At 71.6% G+C, this 4,613-nt stretch carries 5 protein-coding genes and 1 pseudogene; 3 read left to right on the top strand and 3 right to left on the bottom strand.

Translation table 11 applies throughout. The features are described from left to right. Together ACNFOC_RS51215 and ACNFOC_RS51210 are read left to right on the top strand one after the other, a co-directional pair. The coding region (locus ACNFOC_RS51215; RefSeq protein ID WP_416965833.1) for a hypothetical protein at positions 1 to 194 on the top strand (194 nt) is incomplete at its 5' end. Then, complete coding sequence (locus ACNFOC_RS51210) at positions 191 to 1,036, top strand: spermidine synthase (protein ID WP_416965832.1); 846 nt, start codon at positions 191 to 193, stop codon at positions 1,034 to 1,036. The genes ACNFOC_RS51215 and ACNFOC_RS51210, both read left to right, overlap by 4 nt. Before the next feature lie 53 nt (positions 1,037 to 1,089). Here the strand turns inward: ACNFOC_RS51210 and ACNFOC_RS51205 are convergent, their stop codons facing one another. Together ACNFOC_RS51205 and ACNFOC_RS51200 are read right to left on the bottom strand one after the other, a co-directional pair. Next, positions 1,090 to 2,421, bottom strand: a complete 1,332-nt coding sequence (locus ACNFOC_RS51205; protein WP_416965831.1) for an MFS transporter — start codon at positions 2,419 to 2,421, stop codon at positions 1,090 to 1,092. Between the two features lie 67 nt (positions 2,422 to 2,488). Next, positions 2,489 to 3,505, bottom strand: a complete 1,017-nt coding sequence (locus tag ACNFOC_RS51200; RefSeq protein WP_416965830.1) for a DUF8017 domain-containing protein — start codon at positions 3,503 to 3,505, stop codon at positions 2,489 to 2,491. 175 nt (positions 3,506 to 3,680) lie between these two features. On the opposite strand from ACNFOC_RS51200, the gene ACNFOC_RS51195 reads away from it, so the two are divergent. Further along, positions 3,681 to 4,118, top strand: a complete 438-nt coding sequence (locus ACNFOC_RS51195) for a DUF4442 domain-containing protein (RefSeq protein ID WP_416965834.1) — start codon at positions 3,681 to 3,683, stop codon at positions 4,116 to 4,118. A 95-nt stretch (positions 4,119 to 4,213) separates the two neighbouring features. Here ACNFOC_RS51195 and ACNFOC_RS51190 read toward each other — a convergent pair. Then, positions 4,214 to 4,613: pseudogene (locus ACNFOC_RS51190) on the bottom strand (hypothetical protein); the annotation flags it as partial.

Raw genomic sequence — 4,613 nt, 5'->3', positions numbered from 1 at the left:
GGTCTGGGGTCTGGCGGGGTGACTGGATGATCGGCTCGATGCTCGATGCTCGATGCTCGATGCTCGATGGCTCGCGGGTGTGGGCGTCGGCGACGGCCGGGGTGCGCTGGGCGCACGGTGCCGGGATCACGGAGGGCACGTGCTCGCCACCGCCCCACCACATCACCGTCCACCCCGGCACAATGGACCCGTGAACGAGCCGATACCCGTGACCCGGGACGTTGATCACGGGGTCGCCAAACTCATGCCCGACGTGGACCAGGAGCGGGCCTGGCTGCTGACTGTCGACGGGGCGCCGCAGTCCTACGTGGACCTGGACGCGCCGACGCACCTGGAGTTCGAGTACACGCGGCGGCTCGGGCATGTGCTGGACACCCTCGCGGAACCGGGGCACCCGCTGGACGTGCTGCACCTGGGCGGCGGAGCGCTCACGTTGCCCCGGTATGTGGCGGCGACCCGGCCAGGTTCGCGGCAGGACGTGGTCGAGGCCGACCTCGGGCTGCTGGAGCTGGTCACCGAGCACCTGCCGTTGCCGCACGGCGCCGGTGTCACCGTGCACGGAGCCGATGCCCGCGCCTGGCTGGAGGCGGCGCCGGACGGTTCGGCGGACGTGGTCGTCGCCGATGTCTTCGGCGGCTCGCGGGTCCCGGCACACCTCACGTCCGTGGCGTACGCCCGCGAAGCCGAGCGTGTCCTGCGGGCCGACGGCGTCTACCTGGCCAACCTCGCGGACTCCGCGCCCTTCACCTTCCTGCGTGCCCAACTCGCCACGTTCGGCACGGTGTTCCAGGAACTGGCGCTGATCGCCGAACCGGGTGTACTGCGAGGGCGCCGCTTCGGCAACGCGGTGCTGGTCGCCGCACATCACCCGATCGACACGGTGGCCCTGACCCGGCTCGTGGCCTCGGACGCGTTCCCGGCACGGCTTGAACACGGGCCTGCGCTACGGGAGTTCATCGGCGGTGCGCGGCCGGTCCGGGACGAGGATGCCGTTCCGTCGCCCGAGCCCCCGGACGGCGCGTTCGGAATCGGCTGAGCCGGCTCGCAGCCCGGGATGTCTTCCCGCAGCGCCTGGAACACGGCCTTGCGCTACGGGACTTCGCCGGTGGCACGCGGGCTGTCCGGGAGTAGGTGCTGTACCGCGTCACCCGAAGTCTCCTGACGGGGCCCGTCCCGCCGTCGCAGATTCCGTACCTCCGGCACACACAGCACCGCCCCCGTGACCACCGTGACGAGAGCCGCGCACCCCCACAGCGCGGGCGTACGGCCGAAGGCCGACTCGGTCGGGCCCGCTGCCGCCGCGGCGAGGGGCATGAGGGCGATGGAGCCGAACCAGTCGTAGGCGGAGATGCGGGAGAGTTTGTCCTCGGGGATCTCCTGGTGCAGGGCTGTCATCCATGAGACCCCGAAGACCTCCACCGTCGCGCCCGCGACGAACATCACCGTGAAGAGGACGCCGATCGGGACCGGTACCGCGAGGGCGGCGGACGGGAGGGCCAGGGGGAAGATGCCGAGCATGCCCGCGAGGAGCAGGCGGCGGGGTTTCCAGCGGGTCATCAGGAGGGCGCCGGCCACCGTGCCCGCGCCGAACGCGGCCAGGGCCAGGCCCCACGGGCCCGCGCCGCCGAGGCTGTCGCGGGCGACGAGCGGGCCGTAGACCGCGTCCGCCGCGCCGACGACCGCGTTGGCGATGGAGAAGGCCACGACGACGGACCACAACCACGGGCGGCCGATGAACTCCCGCCAGCCGTCCCGGAGATCGGCCAGCATCCCGCCGCCCGGTGCGCGCGGCGGGATGTGGCTCACGTCGAGGAAGGAGCGGAGCGCCCCGGCGATCGCGAACGCCGTCGCGTCGACCGCGAGCACCCAACCCGGGCCGACCGCCGCGACCAGCGCGCCGCCGAGCGCCGCGCCGCCCAGCGACGCGCCCTGCATCGCCATCCGGAAGACCGCGAACGCCCGGCCCGCCTGTTCGCCGCTCACCGTGGACATGAGCATGCCCTCGGCCGCCGGGCCGAAGAACGCCTGGCCGGTGCCGCCGAGCGCGGTCAGCAGCATCATCTGCCAGAGGCGGGGCTCGCCGGTCAGGACGAGCACCGCGAAGGCCGCCTGCGACACACAGCTCAGAGCGTTGGCCGCGACCATGACGTGGTGCCGGGGCACCCGGTCCGAGATCGCGCCGCCGATCAGCAGGAACAACACCAGCGGCAGCGTGCGCGAGGCGGCCACCAGACCCACGTCACCGCTGTCGCCGCCCGCGTCCAGCACGGCGAACGCGGAGGCGATCAGCGCGCCGTTACCGCCGAGGCCGGTCGCCACCGCGGCGGCGGTCAGCAGGGTGTAGTTGCGGCCCGCCCAGTCGGGTCGGCGCGATCGACGGGGGGCGGGGGTGACGGTCACCGGCCGACTATCGCCGCCCATGCCACACCCCGCCAAACAGATTGCCGCCAGAATCAAGCCAAACGGTCGACCCTCGACGACCAGCGCGTCAGCTCGTGGCGCCCGTCGGGTCCCCGTGCAGTCGTACGGTGCTCAGGATCTTCTGCACCGTCGCGTCGGGGATCTCCTCGCTGACGCCCTTCGCGCCGTAGAGCGTCCAGGAGACGAAGTTGTCCGCCGAGTTCTTGAAGGCGAACGTGGTCGCCTTGCCGTCGGAGGAGCACTTGCCGGACTTCGGTACGCCGGACGTGTACGAGGTGGCGACGCTGCCCGTGACACCCGACTTCGAGGTGTACGGCTTGGCCGCGCCGATCTTCAGGTACTTCTTGGACGAGTCCTTCTGGTCCGTGTACCCGCCGAACGCGAACGCGGCCGCGTCGCCGCGCGCGGTGCTCGCGGTGTCCTTCGCGCCGTCCTCACCCTTGGTGCCGCTCGACGCCAGCGACGAGGTCTCCTTCGTGCCGTCCTTGTTGTCGTCGGACTCGCACCAGTTCTGCTTGAGGTAGGCGGGCGCCGAGAAGCCGATGTACGGGGAGCCGTCGCCCTTCACCTCGTCCTCGAAGAAGGTGAAGGTGCCCGGCGTGCCGACCTCCCAGTCGGCGGGGACGTCGAACGCGGTGCCGTACTTCTGGTTGACGACGACCTTCCAGCCCGCGATCGTCGGCTTCTCGGTCTCGTTGCCGCGCGGGTTGTCGTCCGAACCGGACGAGGAGGCACTCGGGTCCGCGGACGCCGACGGCGACTGGCTCGACGTGTCCTTGCCGCCGTCCGCCTTGTCGTCCTTGTCGCCGCCCAGGACCAGGAAACCGGTCACACCCGCGGCCACGACGACGGCCGTGGCGGCGATGATCGCGACCAGCTTCGTCCGGTTTCCGCCGCCCCCGCTCTGCGGCGGCCGCGGTCCGCCCGCGGGGCCCGGAGCGCCCCACTGCGGTTGCTGCCCATAGGGATTGGGCTGCTGAAAGCCGGGTTGCTGATACGGATTCGGCTGTTGGTACCCCGGCTGCTGGTACGGGTTGTCGTGCGGGTTCTGCTCGCCCCCGGGCGGCTGCTGTCCTGGCCACATGGGCAGTAACCCTAGTCCGGCGCGGGACACGGTTGGGTCACCGCCCCTTGTCAGGGTCGTACCAATCAAGGGCCGACTCGGTGGTCGAGCGGTGGGTGGATGGTGTGTGCGGCCGCACACATCTGGCCAGGCCTGGCTACTCGTGGGTAACATGCTCTTCATGAGCGCAGATCAGATGTCCATCGGCGAGCTGCTCGCCGCGACGGTGCCGATGGTTCGCACGCTGAACCTGGAGTATCTGGAGACCAGTCCGGAGCGGGCCGTGCTGGCCCTGCCGGACCAGAGCGAGTACCGCAACCACGTCGGCGGGCCGCACGCCGGCGCGATGTTCACCCTCGGTGAGTCCGCCAGCGGCGCGATCGTCCTCGCCGCCTTCGGCGACCAGCTCTCGCGAGCCGTGCCGCTCCCGGTCAACGCCGAGATCGCGTTCAAGAAGATCGCCCTGGGCCCGGTGAGGGCCACCGCGACCCTCGGCCGACCCGCCGCCGACGTCGTCGCCGAACTCGACGCGGGCGAGCGCCCCGAGTTCCCGGTCACCGTCGCCATCCAGCGCGAGGACGGCGCCGTCACGGGCGAGATGACGGTCATCTGGACGCTCCGGCCGAACGGCTGATCGGCTCAACTCCGTTACGAGGGCCCGGTCATCGCCTGTGGATGACCGGGCCCTCGTGTGCGTGATGCGTGTGGCGCGCGTGGTGCGTACGGCGTTCAGGCCGCGATCCGCGCACCCTCGTTCTCGCCAGCCTCGCCAGCCTCGCCAGCCTCGCCAGCCTCGCCAGCCTCGCCAGCCTCGCCAGCCTCGCCAGCCTCGCCAGCCTCGCCAGCCTCGCCAGCCTCGCCAGCCTCGCCAGCCTCGCCACTCCCGCCGTTCCCGTCGCTCTCGCCGACGTTCCCGCTCTCCAGTCCCGCCACGAACTCCTTGAGCCACGCGACGAATTCGGGGCCCAGGTCGTCGCGGTCGCAGGCCAGCCGGACCACCGTGCGCAGGTAGTCGGCCTTGTCGCCGGTGTCGTAGCGCAGGCCCTTGAAGACGACTCCGTGGACCGTGCCGGAGGTGGCCAACTCCTGGAGGGCGTCGGTCAGTTGGATCTCGCCGCCGCGGCCGGGC

Source organism: Streptomyces colwelliae, from assembly GCF_048158785.1.
In the GTDB taxonomy this organism is placed as follows: Bacteria; Actinomycetota; Actinomycetes; order Streptomycetales; family Streptomycetaceae; genus Streptomyces.
This window is presented reverse-complemented; position numbering and strand designations above follow the sequence as displayed.